This window comes from Pseudoalteromonas sp. GABNS16E (genome assembly GCF_028598715.1).
GTDB lineage: Bacteria > Pseudomonadota > Gammaproteobacteria > Enterobacterales > Alteromonadaceae > Pseudoalteromonas > Pseudoalteromonas atlantica.
Window position 1 is genome coordinate 158,166 of record NZ_JAQREZ010000002.1, and the last position, 20,250, is coordinate 178,415.

Annotated in this window: 16 protein-coding genes; 8 read left to right on the plus strand and 8 right to left on the minus strand. The window is 40.1% G+C overall.

All coding sequences use genetic code 11. The annotated features are described in order from the left end of the window. The first annotated feature begins 2 nt into the window (after positions 1-2). Positions 3-1,601, plus strand: a complete 1,599-nt coding sequence (locus tag PSI06_RS01740) for a dihydrolipoyllysine-residue acetyltransferase (RefSeq protein WP_273602617.1) — start codon at positions 3-5, stop codon at positions 1,599-1,601. A 139-nt stretch (positions 1,602-1,740) separates the two neighbouring features. Continuing rightward, entirely contained in the window at positions 1,741-2,106 is a 366-nt protein-coding gene (locus PSI06_RS01745) for a DUF805 domain-containing protein (protein WP_273602616.1), read from the plus strand. A gap of 68 nt (positions 2,107-2,174) precedes the next feature. Here the strand turns inward: PSI06_RS01745 and PSI06_RS01750 are convergent, their stop codons facing one another. Next, positions 2,175-3,344: a putative manganese transporter gene (locus PSI06_RS01750; protein WP_273602615.1), complete on the minus strand. Its 1,170-nt coding sequence runs from the start codon at positions 3,342-3,344 to the stop codon at positions 2,175-2,177. A 140-nt stretch (positions 3,345-3,484) separates the two neighbouring features. Next, the gene (locus PSI06_RS01755) at positions 3,485-5,110 is read right to left on the minus strand and encodes a M28 family metallopeptidase (protein ID WP_273602614.1); all 1,626 of its coding nucleotides are present in this window, start codon (positions 5,108-5,110) and stop codon (positions 3,485-3,487) included. A 113-nt stretch (positions 5,111-5,223) separates the two neighbouring features. Here PSI06_RS01755 and PSI06_RS01760 point away from each other — a divergent pair, with 113 nt between their 5' ends. The 4 genes from PSI06_RS01760 (at position 5,224) to PSI06_RS01775 (ending at position 11,372) form a co-directional block, all read left to right on the plus strand. Continuing rightward, a complete protein-coding gene (locus PSI06_RS01760; protein ID WP_273602613.1) occupies positions 5,224-6,036 on the plus strand; it encodes a DUF3025 domain-containing protein in 813 nt (270 codons plus the stop codon). Next, complete coding sequence (locus PSI06_RS01765) at positions 6,033-6,821, plus strand: ABC transporter ATP-binding protein (protein WP_024033559.1); 789 nt, start codon at positions 6,033-6,035, stop codon at positions 6,819-6,821. The genes PSI06_RS01760 and PSI06_RS01765 overlap by 4 nt, the downstream gene beginning before the upstream one ends. Further along, entirely contained in the window at positions 6,814-8,022 is a 1,209-nt protein-coding gene (locus PSI06_RS01770) for an ABC transporter permease (protein WP_024033560.1), read from the plus strand. Before PSI06_RS01765 ends, PSI06_RS01770 begins: the two co-directional genes overlap by 8 nt. A 293-nt stretch (positions 8,023-8,315) precedes the next feature. Next, the gene (locus PSI06_RS01775) at positions 8,316-11,372 is read left to right on the plus strand and encodes an ATP-binding protein (protein WP_273602612.1); all 3,057 of its coding nucleotides are present in this window, start codon (positions 8,316-8,318) and stop codon (positions 11,370-11,372) included. A gap of 17 nt (positions 11,373-11,389) precedes the next feature. On the opposite strand, the gene PSI06_RS01780 is transcribed toward PSI06_RS01775, so the two are convergent. The 6 genes from PSI06_RS01780 to PSI06_RS01805 form a co-directional block, all read right to left on the minus strand. Then, positions 11,390-12,229, minus strand: coding sequence for a UDP-2,3-diacylglucosamine diphosphatase (locus PSI06_RS01780; protein ID WP_024033562.1), 840 nt, complete (start codon positions 12,227-12,229; stop codon positions 11,390-11,392). 229 nt (positions 12,230-12,458) lie between these two features. Then, the gene (locus PSI06_RS01785) at positions 12,459-14,183 is read right to left on the minus strand and encodes a proline--tRNA ligase (protein WP_273604971.1); all 1,725 of its coding nucleotides are present in this window, start codon (positions 14,181-14,183) and stop codon (positions 12,459-12,461) included. A gap of 90 nt (positions 14,184-14,273) precedes the next feature. Continuing rightward, positions 14,274-14,978 (minus strand): tRNA (N6-threonylcarbamoyladenosine(37)-N6)-methyltransferase TrmO, encoded by a 705-nt coding sequence (tsaA, locus tag PSI06_RS01790; protein ID WP_004586655.1) that lies wholly within the window; start codon positions 14,976-14,978, stop codon positions 14,274-14,276. 292 nt (positions 14,979-15,270) lie between these two features. Then, a complete protein-coding gene (locus tag PSI06_RS01795) occupies positions 15,271-15,840 on the minus strand; it encodes an outer membrane beta-barrel protein (RefSeq protein WP_004586654.1) in 570 nt (189 codons plus the stop codon). Positions 15,841-16,080: 240 nt separating this feature from the next. Continuing rightward, the gene (locus PSI06_RS01800) at positions 16,081-16,545 is read right to left on the minus strand and encodes an acyl-CoA thioesterase (protein ID WP_004586653.1); all 465 of its coding nucleotides are present in this window, start codon (positions 16,543-16,545) and stop codon (positions 16,081-16,083) included. A gap of 133 nt (positions 16,546-16,678) precedes the next feature. Continuing rightward, a complete protein-coding gene (locus PSI06_RS01805) occupies positions 16,679-18,325 on the minus strand; it encodes an electron transfer flavoprotein-ubiquinone oxidoreductase (RefSeq protein WP_273602610.1) in 1,647 nt (548 codons plus the stop codon). A 206-nt stretch (positions 18,326-18,531) separates the two neighbouring features. On the opposite strand from PSI06_RS01805, the gene PSI06_RS01810 reads away from it, so the two are divergent. Both PSI06_RS01810 and PSI06_RS01815 read left to right on the plus strand, forming a co-directional pair. Further along, positions 18,532-19,281 carry an electron transfer flavoprotein subunit beta/FixA family protein gene (locus tag PSI06_RS01810; RefSeq protein WP_273602609.1) on the plus strand — a complete coding sequence of 250 codons (750 nt, stop codon included), beginning with the start codon at positions 18,532-18,534 and terminating at the stop codon, positions 19,279-19,281. Then, positions 19,282-20,208 carry an electron transfer flavoprotein subunit alpha/FixB family protein gene (locus tag PSI06_RS01815; protein ID WP_273602608.1) on the plus strand — a complete coding sequence of 309 codons (927 nt, stop codon included), beginning with the start codon at positions 19,282-19,284 and terminating at the stop codon, positions 20,206-20,208. Positions 20,209-20,250 lie beyond the last annotated feature (42 nt).

Below are 20,250 nucleotides of genomic sequence, written 5' to 3' on the forward strand. Positions count from 1 at the left end.
CCATGGCTAAAGATTTTATATTACCCGATATTGGTGAAGGCATTGTTGAGTGCGAAGTGGTTGAATGGCTAATACAAGAGGGTGACACAGTAAAAGAAGATCAACCCATTTGTGACGTGATGACCGATAAAGCCCTAGTGCAAATACCGGCTGTGCACGATGGCGTAATCACTAAATTGTATTATCAAAAAGGGGAGATAGCGCAGGTTCATGCACCCTTGTTTGCTATGAATGTAGCCGATGAGCAAAGCCAAAGCGATGAAACACACACAGAGCAAGTGCAAAATACACAAAGCGACAACGCATCGTCAGAGCATTTAGAAGATTTTATTCTTCCAGATATTGGTGAGGGGATTGTTGAGTGTGAAATAGTTGATTGGCTAGTGGCCGAAGGCGATGAAATACAAGAAGATCAGGCTGTGTGCGATGTAATGACTGACAAAGCACTGGTACAAATTCCGGCTAAATACACAGGTACAGTGCAAAAGCTTTACTATCAAAAAGGTGAAATTGCTCAGGTACATAGCCCGTTATTTCAAATGAGCATAGCCGGCAGTACAGCTAAACCAAATGTAGATGTAAACGAAGCCGTTGTAAAAGCACAAAGTAAAGCGGCAGGTAAATCTGTAGCAACGCAGCAAACAACAGCAAATAAAGTTGTTAATAAAAAAGCGGTTGCCTCACCAGCTGTAAGGCGCAAAGCGCGAGAGCTTGATGTTGATTTAACGTGCGTACCGGGCAGTGGTAAAAATGGCCGTATTTATAAACAAGACATAGAAGAATTTATTAAAGGTGAGGTACCTAATACAATAGATACATCACCACTTAGTAGTGCTACTACTCAAAACAGCGTTGCTCAAAATAAAGAGCCACAATCGCCACAAACACAAAGCGGTGGTATGCGAGCAGAGCCAATTAAAGGCATTAAAGCGGCTATGGCAAAGCAAATGATGGCCTCGGTCTCTACAATCCCTCACTTTACCTTTAGTGACGAGATAGACTTAACGCAATTAATTGCCCTGCGAGCGAGTTTAAAAGAGCAATATAAAGCGCAAGGTGTAAAGCTCACTATGATGCCATTTTTTATCAAAGCGTTATCGCTTGCGATGAAAGAGTACCCAGTGCTTAATTCTAAAGTAAATGATGATTGCACTGAGCTTACCTACTATGACGATCATAATATTGGGGTAGCAGTGGATTCAAAAGTGGGTTTGCTAGTACCTAACATTAAATCGTGCCAATCTAAGAGTATTGTTGAAGTTGCAAACAGTTTAACAAGCTTAACTGATGCAGCACGCGAGGGGCGCGTAGCGCCAGATGACTTAAAAGGGGGCACCATTAGCATTTCAAATATTGGGGCAATTGGCGGCACTATTGCGACCCCGATTATTAATAAGCCAGAAGTTGCTATTGTAGCATTAGGGAAGTTACAACACTTACCGCGCTTTGATGAAAGCGGGCAAGTTGTGAGTAAAGCTATTATGCAAGTGAGTTGGTCTGGCGATCACCGCGTTATTGATGGCGGTACAATTGCTCGCTTTAATAACTTGTGGAAATCGTATTTAGAAAACCCATCGGCAATGATGATGGCAATGAGTTAAAAATTAAACTGACAAAAAACCAGCAATTTGCTGGTTTTTTGTTTTAAAGCGCGGTGTTTTTAATTAAGATACAAATGTTACTAAAAGGTAATAAAACAAACCCGCTAGGGAATATAAAAACTAACACTAAGGAATTGTAATGGAACATTATATGAACGCGCTGCGTAGCTACGCAGATTTTTCAGGACGTAATCGCCGTAAAGCATTTTGGATGTTTTACTTAATAAATTTATTAATCAGCATAGTACTAGGTGTTGTTGATGAGCTAATGGGTGTAGCTGTAATTGGTACTGTCTATAGCTTGGCACTGTTAATTCCTCAATTGAGCGCTGGCGCACGCCGTTTACACGATACTGGCCGTTCTGGCTGGTGGCAGCTACTTTGGTTAGTGCCAATCATTGGCTGGATTGTTATAATTGTATTCCTTGCGCAAGACTCACATGAAGGTGAGAACGATTATGGCCCAAATCCAAAAGAGTTAGCGGCTGAACCTGTTTCTGTATAAATAATACGCTAACATTAAAAAAGCTCAGCAATTGCTGAGCTTTTTTGTACTTATGATTTTTTAAACTGTTAACTTAAAAAGTAAAGCCCGTAACCAACAACTAAAGCAGGTATAGAGGTATACAAGGTAGCAATTACAGCCGCTTTTGGCGCCATTGCAATAGCAGGAAACAACGCATCGCCATCATTTGAAATCGCATTAGCAGCTAATGCACTAAAAGGAATAATGCCCTGTATATAAAGCGTGGTTACAATTATTTGTGGTCCACAGCCAGGTAAAAAACCAATGACGACTGCAATTAACGGTGCTAAATAGGCGTAGTGCATAAACCAGGTTTTTAAATCAAGGCCTACCACACTGACTAATATTTCAAACAGCATGAACGAAGCCACCACCCAAGCAGTTACAAAATGGGTATCTTGTAATACTTTTATAAGCTTTGAAGGCGGATTACATTCATCGTCTTCAGAGGTTACTTCTTTATAGCTTTCGCCTTTAGAAGAGTAGGCCCATATAACAACCGTAAACAGTGCCATTGCTGCACCAAATAAGCTAATACCGGTGCTGGTATATTGACCAAATTGGTTAAAGTCCACATTAAATGCAATTAAAAACGCAATGATTAAACTTGGAATAATGGCAAACATCCACACAGGTTTGCTAATTTTTATTATTTTAGTGGGCAAAACTTTTACTTGGTGTTTTTGCTCTTGTGCGCTGGGACGTAAAAAATCAGGTTTGTGAATTGCATTAACTATTAATCCACACAGCGTGCCTACCACTAAACCTATAGCCATTATTGTTAAGCCTTCAGTAGGGCGCGTAGCAAGCAGTAAAAAAGCAGCATCGCCCATTGTGGCGGTAAGTACAGCAACAATAGCCCCAAAGCTTGCTTGGCCTTTAGTGTATTGAGTAACCACAACAATTGCACCACCACAGCCGGGTAAAGCGCCAAGAACGGATGCAAACAGCACTTCAAGCGACTTAGATTTAGCGCTTAAGTAGCTCATTTCTAATTGAGGGATATGTTCAATTGCGTAGTAGTAAATAAGTAACGTAGCCGCTACAAATACACTAACCTGAAAAAACGCATCACTGAGAGCAGTAATGGTTATTTCGCGAAGACTAGGAACAGCTAAACATACCAATAAAAAAAGTGGTAGGAGTAAGCGTTTATTTTGGCTAACAAACCGTTTGGAAGCTGGCGTAATAAATCCTATTTGAGAGAGTAAAATCATAAGTGTGCCCCAGTTTTATTTTAACTAGGACACACTGTATACATTTTGCAAATGATAATCAATATCATTTGCATCTATTTAAATCGATAGCTCAGTTTGAGTTTTTCGATGGTAAATAACCTACGCTCAGGCTAAATACATTATTTGCGTTGAAACTCTGAGTTTTCGTACCATGCTGGCCATTGTGCTTGCTCAGAAATATCAAAGCCTACTTTATAAAACAATTGTAAGTCTTGCACCGCACCCGATAAATCCCACTCATCGCGGTATCTGTCACAGGGTTGATGGTAGCAACCACGTAGCACTAAGCTCATACGTTTACGATAATTTGCTGTATCCTCATCAGCAGCAACAGTACCGCCGCCTGCATACATAGCCGGAATACCCATGTTTGCAAATGCAAAGTGATCAGAGCGGTAATAACCACCTGAAGATGGTTTAGGGTCGCCTGCTATTGTTCTACCTTGCTCTTTTGCTGCTTTGGCTAGTAGGTCGTCCATTTGCGACTTACCTAAACCTACTACGTTCATGTCTTTTACTTTACCTAATAAGTTTAGGCTATCCATGTTTATATTGGCGACTGTTTTATCGGCAGCAATAACTGGGTTAGCAGCGTAGTATTTAGATCCAAGTAAGCCTTGCTCTTCAGCCGTAACAGCTAAAAATGTCATTGAGCGAGTAGGGTGCTTTGGCAGCTTAGTAAATGCCTCTGCAACCTCAATTAGCCCCGCAGTGCCTGTGGCGTTATCGTGTGCCCCATTATAAATTTGGTCGCCCTTACGGGTTGTATCTGTACCTAGGTGATCCCAATGCGCTGAATAAATAACATGTTCATCCGCTTTTTCGCTACCCGGCAACGTGGCAATAAAGTTATACGACACCGATTTTTTAATTGTATTTTTAACATTAACCGATGCAGTTAAATCGCCCATGTCAACGTTATACGCACCTTTAGCTGCATTGGCTTTTGCAGTCTCAAAATCAAGACCCGCCTTAGCAAATAACTCTTTTGCTACATCAGTGGTTACCCAGCCTTCAACCGCAACGCGGTCCATATTGTTGTTCTCTTTTTGAAAACCAAACTGCTCACCGCTCCACGAGTTTTCAACCACTGACCACGGGTATGATGCAGGGGCGGTTTCGTGAATGATGATAGCACCGGCTGCACCTTGACGACTCGCTTCTTCATATTTATAAGTCCAGCGGCCGTAGTAGGTCATTGCATCGCCGGTAAATAACGTAGGATCTTTTGTAGCAAAACCCGGATCGTTAACAAGCATTACAACAGTTTTGCCTTTTACGTCTAGGCCTTCGTAATCGTTCCAGTTATATTCAGGGGCATTTACACCGTAACCTACGAAGACAAGCTCTGAATTTTCAATCCCTTCTTGTGCGCTAATGCGGCTACTGCCCATAACCATGTCTTTTTTGTATTGATAATCTTTACCACCAATACTTAATACCATATTTGAATCAGCTTCTAATGAAACAAGCGGCACTTCTTGTAAAAAGCTATCACCATTACCAGGTTCAAACCCTAATGCTTTAAATTGTGTAGTTAAGTAATCAAGCGTTAACTTTTCACCTTCAGATGAAGGCGCTCTACCGCCAAATTCATCAGAGGCAAGCACTTTAATGTGCGCTGCAAGTTCATCTGCTTTAATACTGTTGTAACCATTTGTTACATCGGTAGGTGTAATACTTGTTGTTGCACAGCCAGCTAATACAGCGCCAGCAATCAGTGTGAGAGAGAAATATCGTTTCATAGTAGCTCTATTCTTGTTCTAAGATGTGATTAGTATATTAACTTCTATTAATTAGAACCAGTTTTTGCGGTAAACTGCCCGCAAATTAACAGCATAAATTGTTAAAGGTATAAATGAAGCGCTTTACTCCGCCCGAGCAATGGCAAGTTAGTAGTTTGAAAAGCGGTGCGTTTGAGCACTTACGAACACTGTTTAATATTGATAAACAAACTGATTGGCCAACCCCCGATTGGTTCACTGTGTATTTGAATGCCATTAATGCTAATAACCTCCCAATAACGTTTGAAGACGATGCAAACGTTGATTTTGGTGAGCGCTATTACGAGCAAGTCATTTTTGAAACTGGCGTAGTGCCTACACGTAGTAAAAATTGGCACGACTTATTTGGTGGCTTTATTTGGTGTTTGTTTCCAAAAACCAAGGCGCTTATTAATCAGCGTCACGTACAAGAAATAGCGCAACATGGCTTAAAGCAACGTACTAAACATCGTAATGCACTCACATTATTTGACGAGTGCGGCGTGGTGCTTGCCATTAGTGATACTAAGTGGCAAACGCTTTTAACAGAGCACCAATGGAAAACTGCATTTATAACTCACCGTGAAGAGTGGGGCAAAACAATACAACCTTTTATGTTTGGCCACGCTAATTATGAAATGCTTACAAAACCCTATATTGGTTTAACGGGTAAAGCGTTATTTGTAAGTGTACCGGATGAAATATTTTGTAAAGATTTAGTTACTCAATATCAGTACCTAGACCAAGTACTTTATGAGAAGATAAAAATAGAGCATTGCTTAGCCGATAACAAACAGCTTTCTCCATTGCCATTATTAGGTGTACCAGGGTGGCATGACGCAAATGAGAATGAATTGTTCTATGATAATACCGACTACTTTAGAGCTAAACGAAGGATACGAAAATGATAGAAGTCGCAGGGCTTAAAAAAAAGTTTAAGTTAACCAAGGATCATAAAAAAAATAAAGTTGATGATATAGACCCGCGTGAAGATAAAGATTTTTTTCATTCTGTAAGAGATGTCAGCTTTCAATGTGCAAAAGGTGAAGTGTTAGGGTTACTTGGCCCTAATGGCGCGGGTAAAACTACTACATTGCGTATGCTCTCAACTGCACTTAAGCCCGATGAAGGCACAATAACTATTGCCGGCAACGACATAATTAAAAAGCCGTTAGTAGGGCGCAAGTCTATTGGTTTTTTATCCGGTTCAACTGGTTTGTATGGTCGCCTGACCGTTAAAGAAAATATTGAATACTTTGCAAAGCTTCATGGAATGAACAAAGAGCAAATAGCGGCTCGTTGTGAAGAACTTTTTACTTTGCTCGACATGCATAAATTTATTGATAAACGTGCAGAAAACCTATCTACCGGCATGAAGCAAAAAGCCAATATTGCACGCGCTGTGGTACATCACCCAGAAGTGGTGGTACTCGATGAGCCAACCACAGGCCTTGATATCATGACCACACAAACAGTGATCAACTTTATAAAAGGCTTAAAGGCGCAAGGCACGCCTGTTATTTTTTCAACGCACCATTTAGATGAAGTCGCCCTTTTATGTGACCGTGTTGCGGTAATTAATGAAGGCGTAAGCTGCTTTGATGGCACACTTGCTGAATTCAAACAGGCAGGTAATAGTGAAGAGCTAAACCAAGCGTTTATGAATATTTTAACGGAGAAACACGATGTTTGAAGTTTTTAAAAAGGAATTAACAGAACTCTTACGCGATAAAAAAACCTTGTTGTTTGTAGTCGCTCTACCCGTTGCGGTGTTTCCCTTATTATTTGCCGTTATGGCGTTTATTAGCTCTCAAGCGGCACTCGATGCTGAACAAAAGGTACATACCTACGCCATTATTAATGGCGACTACGCGCCAGAGTTTACCGAAAAAGTGTTTTATCATAAAAGCTTTGAACTTTATAAAGGTGCTAAAACCTTTAATAGCATTGAAGAGCTAAAAGAAGGGGTAATCGCAGGTGATATAGACATGGGTATATATTTACCCACTAACGCTAAACAAGCCTTAAATGATGCCCAGCAAAGTAAGTGGGAAGTGGTATTTAATGATGCTAAATCTATCAACTTTTTATTTCAGCGTGTAAAAGAGCTCGCCAAAGAGTATAGCGATGCATTACAAACAGAAAAATTAATCAGTTTTGGTATTGAAAAAGAAGCCCATTTAGCACTTTTAACCCCTATTGAAGTAGTAAAGGTAGATACCGCCGATAAACGTGAAAACTTAGGTGAAAAACTAGGTGGCTTTTTGCCCTACCTACTTATTCCCATAGTTCTTATGGGCGCTACGTACCCAGCAATAGATTTAGGTGCAGGTGAAAAAGAGCGCGGTACATTAGAAACCTTATTGCTTACACCTATTACGCGTACAGAGCTGGTACTAGGCAAATTTATAACCTTACTGACAACCTCAATTGCATCAACAACTATAACTGTACTCAGTATGGGCGGGTGGATAGCTGTAGCCCTTGCATTTGCAGACCTAGAAGTAATTAAAACAGCATTTAGCTCATTAGCGGTAAGCGATTTATTAATGATTTTTGTATTGTTACTACCTATTGCCGCGATATTCTCAGCATTGGCGTTAGCAATATCTATTTATGCTCGTACATTTAAAGAGGCCCAAAACTACATGGCACCATTGAGTATGGGGGTGTTTTTTCCCATCATTGTATCCATTATGCCTAATGTAGAGCTAACAGCTAAAACTGCTTTTATTCCTGTTACTAATGTAGCGCTCGCAATTAAAGAAATTGTTAAAGGCACGGTAGATTACACCCTTGTAGGCTTAATATTTTTAGCAACAGCTATTATAGCCGGCGCGTTACTTGCCTTTTGTGTTAAGTGGTTTAACCGCGAAGACGTATTATTTAGATAGTTTAAGGTTTTATAAACGGGCAGGGTAATGCCTTGCTCGTTTACCTTTACTACCCATTAACTGTTATCGCTTATAATTTTTTTATTTGCCGTCTATATTAATTTGTATGTTTTTTAGAATGGTATTCATCTTAAATTAACACTGCTTTTTAATAGTAATACTAAGTGATTGGTTTAGAGTATTTGTTCAAACTTTAATTACACTTTTTTAAGTAACTAATTATTTTTACTTCTATTTTTTATCAAATAATCCTCTATAATCTAACCTAGAAAATAGTGAGGAGTGAGGGTTCAATGCTAAAAAGGAATGTATTTATAACAGCAGCAAAAGGTAATAAATTATTACTGGTTGCCATTATTGTTTTTTTAGTTATTGCATTGCCTTCGGTGTATGTGTTTGAAAAAAAAGTGCGCGCAGAGATATATAACGATGCTCGTAGTGAACTCAATCGTGAGCTTGAAACAAAAGCCGCGTCTTTAAAAAACCATTTAAACGACAGTATTACCGCTATTCGCTTTTTAAACGCCACTCCACCTATTCAAGGTATATCTAGAGCGACCGATAACCAATTAATCGACCCACTATTACAAACCCCAATTGCTGTATGGCAAGACCGCCTTGCTGATATTTTTAGCGGGTTTATGCAAACCGACGATTCTATTTTGCAAGCACGTTACATTATGCTTGCTGAAAATGGCCAAGAGATAGTACGTGTAGACCGCTTTTTAGGTGACATAATTAGGCTAGAGGGCGCACAACTGCAAAAAAAAGGCGGGCGAGACTACGTACTTAAAGCCAGCATGCTTGATGAAAAAAGCGTGTATATATCGCCTATTAACTACAACCGCGAAAACGGTGAAATACAAAAAACCTTTGTGAGTACCTACCGCGTAGCTAAGCCTGTGTTCGATCATTTAAAGCAAGTGTTTGCAATTTTAGTGACAAATTACTCCGCAGATAAGTTATTTGAAAGTTTAACGTTTGAACTTCCACCTGGGATTAATATTTATTTGCTTAATAATGAAAGCGAATTTTTATACCACCCAAACCCTGATTTACGGTTTGGCTTTGAATTTAACCAAGCCAAAACCTGGAGCGATGAATTTAGCCCCACCCAAAACATGAACTCTCACGAAACCTTGTTAATAGGTGATGCGCCAAAACAGTACTTTTTAAATAAACGGGTAAGTTTTGAAGGCGAAATTGCCATGCTGCCGTTAGAGATGGCCGTTTCTATTGATTCTGAAACCTTGTTGGAACGCGTTGCAAAAAGGCGCGAAAGTTTTATTGCCATCACCGCCACATTTTTTACCATATTTATAATTATTACGCTGTTATATCAGCGTTATATTAATCGCAAGCTGCTTATACACTCTTTAACAGAGCAAAATAATAAAGTGATTGAAAATTCACTCGACGCTATTTTTACCATAGACAGTGATGAAACCATTATTCACTGTAATCAAACGGCTAAAAAAGTTTTTGCAAGTAGGCTAGGTAATGACAACACCCGCTTTAGTAACTTATTTACCCTTGCAGATGAAGATAAAAACTGCATTAGTGAAACCATAGAGCATGGCTCTAAAATGCCATTTGAAGCGGTTTATACTGGTGATGATGGCAATAAAGAATATTATTCAATCACGCTGACCAGCGTATTTGATGTATTTAGCAATCGTTATCAGGTTGCTGCTATTTTGCGTAATATCAGCTCGTTAAAGCAAACTCAATCACAGTTACAGGGTTTAAATAGCACGTTAGAGTTAAAGGTATCTCAGCGTACTGTTGAACTTGAGCGAGCGATTGACCAAGCCCTTGCCGCAAGCCAAGCAAAAAGTGACTTTGTAGCCAATATTTCCCACGAAATACGCACACCCATGAACGGTGTTTTAGGCATGCTTGAAATGCTTAAAGAAGACAGCCTCACTGAGCAACAGCAACACTATTTAAAATTAGCTAATAGCAGTGCGCACTCGTTAATGAATTTAATTAACGATATTTTAGATTTTTCTAAAATTGAAGCGGGTAAACTAGATATTGATAATCACTCGTTTGATGTTATCTCTGTCTGTAGCGATATGATTAATTCGATTGCGCTGCAGGGCCAACGTAAAGGGTTAGAGGTCTTTTTAAATACCCAAAACGTGGTTGATAGAATGGTTATTGGTGATAGCCATCGCCTTAAGCAAATTTTAATTAATCTAATAAATAATGCGTTTAAGTTTACGCATAAAGGCGAAGTAAGTTTAACCTTAAACTCTAAATACATTACCGACAGTAAAATTTTAATGAGCTTTATAATTAAAGACACCGGTATTGGTATTGCCCCTGAAAACATCGATAAACTGTTCGATGTGTTTACCCAAGAAGATTCAAGCACTACGCGCCATTTTGGTGGCACCGGTTTAGGGTTATCTATATGTAAAAAATTGGCGCTATTAATGGGCGGTAATATCACCGTTAGCAGTGAAAAGGGCGTAGGCAGCACCTTTATTGCCACGGTAGAGTTACATGTGGCGCAACAGCAAAAACTTAATACCGGAATTGAGCTTTCAAAAGAAGTCAGTGTGGCGGCGCTTATTGCGCGCGATAACGTATTTAAAAATGTATGCGGATTATTAACTCAAACCTGTAAAATTCAGCCAAGCCATATTACAAGGCTCGACTACTTTAGTGAACACAGCGAATTTGATGCCGATTTACTGATTATTGATGACGAACACCCGCAAGTTAATGCGCTAATAAGCTACTGCGAAAAGGCAGATAAAAAATATGTGCTTATATTGCGAGACATGGTGGTTAATAAGCAATCTAAAAAGGTGTTTCCTGAGCATAGCCACATTTTGCACAAACCACTTACGCAAGATCAATTTACCTATAAGCTAGGCAGTATTTTTGGCGCTAATAATGAGTTTGTTTTAACCGCGCCTAAACAAGCAAACGACATAGAGCCAGAGCCTGAGTTGTCTAAGTATCATGTATTATTGGTAGACGACAACATGATTAACATTGAGGTAGCTAAGGCTATTTTAAAACGCACAGGGATAAAAATTACCTGTGCAAGTGATGGTATAGAAGCACTCTCTGCCCTTAAATTTAATCAAGAGCAACCGTTTGACTTAATTTTAATGGATTGCCAAATGCCTAACCTAGATGGCTACGATACCACCAGCGAAATAAGAAATGCTAAAGCTGGGGTTGAGTATATTAGCATTCCAATTATTGCCATGACCGCAAGTGCAATGGAAGGCGATAGAGAGCGTTGCATTACCGCCGGCATGAATGATTATATTACCAAGCCAATAAAGCCTAAAACACTTAAAAATAGGCTACTAACCTGGTTAAACTAAATGGGCTAAGTCAGCAGTTACGCTGCTGACTTACTTGGTTTGGTATCAGTTTGAATAGGTTTAACTAAGCTGGTTACATCGGCTGTATCAAGTACTTTTTGCGTATCAGACCAATGCAAAAGCTCTATTTTACCATTTGGTTGCTCAACTAATGCGGTACAGCTTTCAATCCAATCACCATCATTACAATACACTATGCCATCTACTACTTTAATTTTAGGGTGATGGATGTGTCCGCAAATAATGCCATCGACCTTTTGTTTTTTTGCCTCATGTATAGCGGCATCTTCAAAAGCCGCTATGGCTTCACGGGCTTTATGTACGCGTGCTTTTATCCATGCAGCAAGCGAATAGTAGTTACCGCCAAACACTTTACGAACTCGGTTAGTCCATCGATTTAAAAACAGCAGTAAGTCGTAACCTGCATCGCCTGCAATACTAATGAGCTTGTTGTAGCGGGTTGCCGAGTCAAAGTCATCACCGTGGAGCAGTAAAAAGCGTTTATTGGCTTTTGTGGTATGAATAAACTGCTGGTGGACTTCTACACCAAATAAAGTTTGATTTATGTAGTGGCGAAAGGTCTCGTCGTGGTTACCAGGTATGTATATTACACGGGTGCCATCAAGGGCTTTTTGTTGAATGCAACTAAGCACTTGGTAATGAGATGGGTGCCAATAAAAACTGCGCTTCATCGACCACAAATCAACAATATCGCCCACTAAATAAAGCGTATCGCATTCAATTGAATTTAAAAAATCTAATAAATAGTCGGCTCTACAGTCTTTATACCCTAAATGTACATCCGATATCCAAACGGCTGGATAATGTTGTTTTTTACGCTGTTGATTGTTTGTCATGCCCGTCATCCATAGTGTAATAATTAAACACTGTAGATAAATCTAATGACACTTATGAGACACTTTAGCGAAGCCTCCATGACAATTTATATCAAACCAGCTAATTAAAGTTTATTGTTATGGAAAGGAGATTAGGTGACTAGCTTTTATATACATTACCATTAAACGCGCATAAAAAGGCCGCATGTTTAAATGCGGCCTTATAAGTTTGTTTTAAGTGTGGGTGTTATTAACCTTTAACAGCCGCTTTTATAGTCTCTATTGCGGTGTCTAAATCAACCATTAACTTTTCACCGGTACGGCGATTTTTAAGCTCAACCTTATTTTCATCAAGATTACGCTCACCAATCACTAAAGTATAAGGTACACCCATTAATTCCATGTCGTTAAACATAACGCCAGGGCGCTCTTTACGGTCATCAAATAAAACATCTAGGCCTGCATCTTTTAAACCTTGGTATAGATTATTAGCAATATCAGGAATACGATGCGACTTATGCATGTTCATTGGCACAATAGCTAAATCAAATGGGGCAATAGATTGTGGCCAAATAATGCCGTAATCATCATTATTTTGCTCAATAGCCGCTGCCACAATGCGCGAAACACCAATACCGTAACAACCCATAGTCATTACTTGGTTTTTACCCGACTCGCTCAGTACGCCTGCTTTCATGGCTTCTGAGTACTTAGTACCAAGTTGGAAAATATGACCAACTTCAATACCGCGTTTAATTTGTAGAGTACCTTGTCCACACGGGCTCGGATCGCCTTCAACAATGTTACGAATATCAGCAACTTGATATTCTTTAACATCGCGATCCCAGTTAATTCCGCTAAAGTGCTCGTCATCTTTATTAGCACCGGCAACAAAATCTGCCATTACATTAGCGGCTCTGTCTACAATAATTGGCATTGATAAACCCACAGGGCCAAGTGAACCTGGCTTTGCACCAATTGCTGCAACAATGTCAGCCTCAGTGGCCATTTCAAGTGGAGAGTCTACAAGTGGGTGCTTTTCAGCCTTTAATTCGTTTAACTCGTGATCGCCACGTAGTACAAGCGCAACTAAACCACGTTGTTCATTTTCATCAGGCGTACCGTACACAATTAATGTTTTAACGCCGCGGTGTGGTTTAACGCCGTAGTGCTTTTTAAGCTCGCTAATTGTTTTAGCATCTGGTGTAGGAAACGCTTTAAGCTCTTTAGATGGCTCAGGACGACTTTGAGTTGGAGCTAACGCTTCTGCTTTTTCGATGTTAGCTGCATAATCGCTTGCATCACTAAAGGCAATTGCGTCTTCACCTGATTCAGCAAGTACATGAAACTCATGTGATAAGCTACCACCAATAGAGCCTGTATCAGCAAGCACAGGGCGGTATTCTAGGTTTAAGCGTTCAAAAATATTACAGTACGCTTTGTGCATTACTTTATATGTGGCATCTAAACACGCTTCACTTAAATGAAATGAATACGCATCTTTCATCGTAAATTCACGTGCACGCATTACACCAAAGCGTGGGCGTCTTTCATCGCGCACTTTAGTTTGTACTTGGTACAAAGTAACAGGCAGTTGTTTATAGCTGCTAACCTCTTTACGAACAAAATCTGTAATTACTTCTTCATGCGTAGGACCTAGCGCAAACTCACGGTTATGGCGGTCATTAAAGCGAACAAGTTCAGGACCAAATTGCTCCCAACGGCCAGACTCTTGCCATAAATCAGCAGGTTGAATAACCGGCATCAACATTTCTATTGCGCCTGCTTTATCCATTTCTTCACGAACAATATTTTCTACTTTACGAAGCACGCGTAAACCAGAGGGTAACCATGTATATAAACCCGAAGCGACGCGACGGATCATACCGGCTCTAAGCATTAATTGATGCGAAACAATTTCAGCATCTGATGGCGTTTCTTTAAGTGTTGCGAGTATATATTGACTGGTACGCATGATTTTTCCGAAATTAAGTAATATGTTCTTTTTAATAGGGCGCTAAGTTTACCAGCGCTTGCTTTTACACTAAAGCGCTAACTGCACTTTTTAGTTATTTTCTATACTTGTTACTAAGTTATGCTCGCCGTTAACCTGCCAGCGTATATTATAATTATACAGAGTCATACCATAACTTTGCTCGCCTTGTTTTTGTTTTTTATAGGCAGGGCGTGGGTCTTGTTTTAATACATTAGTAATAAAATCTTCAAGCTCAGGATAGTGTGTTTGCTTGGCAATAAAATCAATAGCCTCGGGTGAAAACGCGACACTCATTTGTGTTTCTGGTCGGGTATCGGCAAAACCGGCACTGGCGTCATGCATTGCATCTGAATACGGTAAGTAAGGCTTTATATCGACAATAGGCGTGCCATCGAGTAAATCTATACCAGCAAGCAGTAAACTAAGTTGGCCGTTTTTATACTCAACACCTTCAAGTTTTACAGCGCTCATCCCAATGGCATTGGGTCTAAATGTGGCGCGCGTTGCAAAAACGCCTTTGCGCTCATTACCGCCTAAACGTGGTGGGCGCACCATAGCTGAATAGCCTTTATCGGCGGTTTCATGAAACCTAAACAACAGCCAAATATGGCTAAACTCTTCAATACCACGGACAAATTCTTCACGATTAAACTCAGCAGTAAAAATAAGTTTGGCTTTAGCTTGAGGCACTAAACGTGGCTGCCTAGGTATTGCAAACTTTTGTTTATAAGGGGATTGAATGTGGCCAACAGCCGAAATGCTATAATCGCTCATAATGCTCAGTTAACTAAAAAATAGGGCGCTATTCTACCTCTATTTAGTATTTATAGCAGTACAGTTAATGCGTTATATTTTAGACTAGCTGGTTTAATTGGGTATTAGACTAAGCGGTTTAAAATATAGCGATTAGTGTTTATTCCAATTTGCTAAATTAAGTGGAGCTATTTTGAGGCTGGAGCGACACGTTTAGCGCCGCAAAATAATTAACTATTATTGCGGATGGGTATTATGTATAAGCAACAAAAAGGTGAGCACATGGCTCACCCTTAAGTGTTTTAAATGCTAATTAAAACATATATTGTATTGATACTGATGCAACATCCATTTCAGGGTCAATTTCATCATCTAGTTCGTAGCGTTCGTACTCTAAGCGCATTTGAACATTGTTAGAAAATGCGTATTGAATACCTGCGCCGTAAAACACATCGCCGCCGTCTTGTGATGCTGAAATGCTACCAACAGGAAGCTCTTGCTCTACATCTGCATCCCATTCAAACCAACCACCTTTAGCATATACTGAAAAGCTTTCAGAAAGCGGAGCCGCTAAAATAGCTGCTAATGACACACCATCAACTTCTGCTTTGCTGTCGATGTCGCTCACTTCATCAAAGTTTTGATAAGCTAACTCAACGCTAAAGTGCTCGTTAAATTGTGTACCAATGTAACCTTTTAGCATTTGTGCATCGTCATCAAATTCAGTGTCGTTTTCGCTGTCTTCAAATTCAAATGAGTATTGGCCATAACCAACACCTGTATAAATGCGAGGAGAATCAAAATCCGTAATGTCAGCGTGTGCTGCAGAGTTAAAACCCAGTGTTGCTAAAGCAATTGCAGAAAGAGAAAGTGTTTTAATCATTGTATAGCTCCTTTAAAAAAATAATAAATGTTTGATTTAACTTATCAAACGACAATTAGTTATTTGCAGTGAGCATGCCAACAATAGCCTGTGGTTACAAAATAGCCGTAAAAACGACTTATACGGCATTTTTACGGCTATTTTGTATTTTTTATAAGCAGGGCGAACTTTTTTAGTTTTTTGTTTTCTAAGTAAAAATTGTACCTTTTACACGGTCTATGTGAATTTTACATTGTACTTTTATACTTTATGAAGCAAATTTTCTGTCTCAATTGCAATTTGTTTCATTTTAATAGCGTAGTTTTCCAATTTAATATCTTCTTCTGTTTGTGCTTTAAAAGCAGGAACCTCTACCGGGTAACCTGTTTCGTCCATTGCTACAAAGCTAATAACACAGTGGTTTGTTTCTACCATGTTTTGAGTTTTAGGATCGCCACACCGTACCTGAATAAATATCTGCATACTTGTTGACCCTGTATGCGCAATTTTTGCTTCAACTTCGACAATTTGGCCAACCAAAATAGGGCGTCTAAATTTAACCCCAGCAACAGAAACAGTAACACAATAATGGCCGCTCCAACCTGCAGCGCAGGCATAACCCGCTTGGTCAATCCATTTCATGACCACACCACCATGAACCTTCCCACCAAAATTTACATCGGTAGGCTCTGCTAAAAAACGAAATACAACATTTGACGACGGCATATTAAATACTCACTTTATGAAACTTATCTATGAGCATACCGTAAAAAAGGGGCCGAAGCCCCTGCAATTTAGGATAGGTTTATAATTTATATGTAAAAGATAGGTTTTTAATGCACCTTTGTGCATAAAATAGTTACATATTAGGGTAGTTTGGCCCGCCAGCACCTTCGGGTGTTACCCACGTAATGTTTTGGCTTGGGTCTTTTATGTCGCAAGTTTTACAATGCACACAGTTTTGAGCATTAATCACAAACTGATCTTCACCTTCAATTTGTTGCACTTCGTATACCCCTGCAGGGCAATAGCGCTGTGCGGGTTCGTCAAACTTTACTAAATTAACCGCAATAGGAATGGCGGGATCTTTAAGCTTTAAATGGCAAGGCTGCGACTCTTCATGGTTAGTATTAGATAAAAACACGCTAGAGAGTTTATCAAAGCTAAGTAGGCCATCAGGCTTAGGGTAGTCAATGTGAGGGCTGTTAGCTGCATCTTTTAGCGTATCGTAATCGGGCGTGTTGTCTTTAAAGGTAAAAGGCAGTGCACCATTGAAGATGTTTTGATCAAGGGTATTATACGCACCCCCAGCAAACTTACCTAATGCATGCATAGCGGGGCCAAAATTACGCGATTGGTAAAGCTCTTTATAAGCCCAAGAATTTTCAAACGCGTTGTTATAATCAGCTAAATCAGTATTAGCTTGGCCATTTTGAAGCGCTTTAAAAATAACGTCTGCCGCCACCATGCCTGATTTCATTGCGGTATGGTTACCTTTAATTTTGGCAAAATTGAGTGTACCGGCATCGCAACCTATTAATAAGCCACCAGCAAAATGCATTTTAGGCAGTGAGTGAAGGCCGCCTTTTGCAATTGCACGGGCGCCATAGGCAATGCGTTCACCCCCTTCAAGGGTTTGCTTAAAAACAGGGTGGTGTTTCATTCGCTGAAACTCATCAAACGGGCTTAAATGCGGGTTAGAATAATTTAAATCAACAATTAACCCTACAACCACTTGATTGTTATCGCAGTGATACATAAAAGAGCCGCCATTGGTATCGCCATTTAGCGGCCAGCCTGTACCATGCACTACTTTACCTTGCTGGTGTTTACTGGCATCTATTTGCCAAATTTCTTTAAAGCCTAAGCCATAGTGCTGTGGTGACACATCTTTATCAAGCGCAAACTCGTTGATAAGTTGCTTACCTAAATGGCCGCGACACCCCTCAGCAAATACAGTGTATTTAGCGCGAAGTTCCATACCTGGCATATAACCATCTTTTTCATTGCCGTCTTTATCAACGCCCATATCGCCCGTCATAATGCCTTTAACGGTGTCTTGCTCAATAATTAAAGAGTGAGCGCTAAAGCCTGGGAATATTTCAACGCCTAAATTTTCAGCTTGCTCGGCAAGCCATCGGCACACATTGCCCATAGAAACAATGTAATTACCTTCATTATGAAATGTTTTAGGGGTCGCAAAGCGAGGAAGAGTAGTGGCTTTTTCGCTGTTATTAAACCAATAAATTTCATCCTGTGTTACTTGTGTAGTGACGGGAGCGCCTAGCTCTTGCCAGTTAGGCAAAAGCTCATCTAAGGCTTTGGTTTCAAATACCGCACCTGAAAGAATATGCGCGCCTACCTCGGAGCCTTTTTCTACAACACAGATAGTCTGTTCTTGTTGTTTTTCTTGCGCTAGCTGTGCGAGCTTAATTGCACTGGCAAGGCCCGCTGGGCCGGCACCTACAATAACTACATCAAATTCCATGGTTTCACGTTCGACCATAATAACCTCTTAATCAATGACGGGCTTAGCTAAATTAGATAAGCAATGCAGCCTTTTTAATACTTGCACATTAAATGTTACAGGCTGTGAATACTTTAAGGTTATTTTAGGTTGACGTTTACGTCAACAGGAAGTAGTCTGAATTCATAAAATAAATAGGTTAACGTACACATTAGCTTGTAGGTTTAAATATAGATGGAGTTCCTATGAAAGTTCTCGTTCCAATAAAAAGAGTGATCGATTACAACGTTAAAGCACGCGTAAAGGCTGACAACAGCGACGTTGACTTAGCAAATGTAAAAATGGCAATGAACCCATTTTGTGAAATTGCGATAGAAGAAGCCATTCGATTAAAAGAAGCGGGCACAGCAACAGAGGTTATAGCGGTAACAATTGGTGCAAAAGCAGCGCAAGAGCAGCTACGCACCGCTCTTGCATTAGGTGCAGATAAAGCCATTCACATCGAAACCGATGAAAAACTAGAATCGCTGCACATTGCTAAATTATTAGCAAAATTAGTTGAGCAAGAAGCCCCAGAACTGGTTATTTTAGGCAAGCAATCTATTGACTCAGACAACAACCAAACAGGCCAAATGCTGGCGGCTTTAACTAAGCGCGGCCAAGGTACGTTTGCCTCTAAGGTGGATATAAACGCCAACACAGTGAATGTAACCCGTGAGGTAGATGGTGGCTTGCAAACTGTTGCACTTAAACTGCCCGCTATTGTAACTACCGATTTACGCTTAAACGAGCCTCGCTATGCATCGCTGCCAAATATAATGAAAGCAAAGCGTAAACCACTTGATGTAATAGCAGCAGATTCGTTAGGTGTAGATTTAACACACCGCGTACAGTTAATGAAAGTAGAAGAGCCGGCTAAGCGCAGTGGCGGTATTATTGTTGAAGATGTAGCCCAGCTGGTAGAGAAACTTAAAACAGAGGCAAAGGTGATTTAAATGAAAACACTTGTAATTGCAGAGCACGATAACGGTGCACTAAAACCAGAAACCTCAAAAACAATCAATGCGGCAAGTAAATTAGGCTTTGATATAGATGTACTTATTGTGGGCTTAAATATAGGTGCAATGAGCGAACAGGTTGCCAGTATTGAAGGTGTAACAACTGTACTCACGGCCGATAATGCACTTTATCAGCATCAGTTAGCTGAAAATATGGCCGAGCTTGTTTTAGCTATTGCCGATAATTATACGCATATTGTTGCCAGTGCAACCACCACAGGTAAAAACTTTATGCCTCGCGTTGCAGCGCTTTTAGATGTTGCGCAAGTGTCAGAAATAATAGAAGTAATAGATAGCGATACATTTAAACGCCCCATTTACGCCGGTAATGCAATTGCCACGGTTAAATCGCTTGATAGTAAAAAAGTGATCACCGTACGAGCGAGTAGTTTTGACTTACAAAGCCAACAATCACCTGCCAGCATAAATGCATTAGATACACTAAGTGATACTCAATTAAGTGACTTTGTAAGTATTGAACAAACCGAGTCAGAGCGTCCTGAGCTAACTGCAGCAGAGGTGGTTATATCAGGTGGTCGTGGCATGCAAAATGGTGAAAACTTTGCTTTATTAAACGGTATTGCTGACAAGTTAGGCGCTGCGATTGGTGCGTCTCGTGCTGCCGTTGATGCAGGCTTTGTACCTAACGATATGCAAGTAGGGCAAACGGGTAAGATCGTAGCGCCTAATCTGTATATTGCCGTGGGCATAAGTGGTGCTATTCAACATTTAGCAGGTATGAAAGACTCAAAAGTTATTGTAGCGATTAATAAAGACCCAGACGCCCCTATATTTCAGGTGGCAGATTACGGCCTAGTTGCTGATTTATTTGAGGTATTACCGCAGCTTGAAAACGCGCTATAAACATATTCTGGTTGTAAAGCCGCGGTGAACTTAGGTTCCTGC